Genomic DNA, 1,209 nt, shown 5'->3' with positions numbered 1-1,209 from the left:
GAGTCTGGGCGATGTACCAGAGGATGCTGTGGAGATTTATGAGAGTTATTCGAAGAATTATGAAGAATTGAAGTCGAGGCTTCAATTGGTAAATGAGAATAAACAGAGGGTCTTGAAGGAGTTGGAGGAGAGGAGGAGGGTGTGGAGAGATGCCATTAGAAGGTTGTTAGACGAAGTCAATCCTCGTTATCGAGCGATCTTGTCGAAGATCAATGCTACAGGCTATGTTAGATTGATCGGTGAGGATGATGTAGAGAGTGCCGGATTAGAATTGCTGGTCGGATTCCGAGGCGCTCCGATGATGGTTCTCGATGCCTATACACAGAGTGGAGGGGAGAGGAGTGTATCGATAATGGCTTTCCTACTATCTTTACAACAATTGGTACTTTCACCATTTAGAGCAGTGGATGAATTTGATGTACATATGGATCCGAAGAATCGGGAGGTTATGTTTCAGATGATTTTATCACACATAAAGGAGTTAGGGCAGATTCAATACATCTTGATCACCCCGAGCCAATTGACATTCATCGATGAAAATGTAAATATCATCATCGTCCAGAATGAGCATGGTAAGTCTGAGGTTAAGGAGGTTATAACGAAAAGGTAAAAAGGTAAATCTGAAAATGTTTTTGAAAATAAAATTAAAAGGTGTTTTCAAAATGGAGGAACGATGTTGAGCAAAGATACCAAGGCCTCTAAAAGGGATAGGCAAGAGTGGATCTCTTTACTATTGAGGATCATCGATCTATGTAAAGCGATAGAGAGGAAGGGCGATCCATTCGAGCTAGATGTTAAGAGATCGTTAGAATTGCTTAGAAGGTACTTACCACATTGGAAGCTCTTGGATGAGCTTCTGCTCGATGTTGAAGCTTTGAACCAACTCTCATCGATTGTGAAGTTGCAAGGCGAGTGGGTCAAGTATCGAGCATCATCACTTTATATCGATCCTTTGATGATCGAATTGAAGATCAGGGCAGCATCTATTGAAAGGCTAGTTGAGATCTTCATAAATTCATGGCACCCCATAGTGAGTATTCGGCAGATATTCCCTTCTCGATTGAAGAAGGCCATCGATTATTGGAACCAACTCCTTCCACTGAAAGAGAGATTTAAGAAGGAAGAGGTTAATGAGGTAAGCCCTGGTTCATTATCCTTATCCGAATTGATCGCTCTGAAGATTATGAGTAAGGAAGAGTTTGCTGAGAA

The 1,209-nt window shown here is 41.5% G+C and carries 2 protein-coding genes; both read left to right on the top strand.

Going from position 1 to position 1,209, the window contains the following annotated elements; translation table 11 throughout:
• Positions 1-610, top strand: a 610-nt coding sequence (locus NZ896_03415; GenBank protein MCS7116500.1) for a hypothetical protein, incomplete at its 5' end; no start/stop codon positions are given.
• Between the two features lie 66 nt (positions 611-676).
• Positions 677-1,209, top strand: a 533-nt coding sequence (locus NZ896_03410; GenBank protein MCS7116499.1) for a hypothetical protein, incomplete at its 3' end; no start/stop codon positions are given.

The sequence above is a fragment of the Nitrososphaerales archaeon genome (assembly GCA_025058425.1).
Lineage (GTDB): Archaea > Thermoproteota > Nitrososphaeria > Nitrososphaerales > JANXEG01 > JANXEG01.
This window is presented reverse-complemented; position numbering and strand designations above follow the sequence as displayed.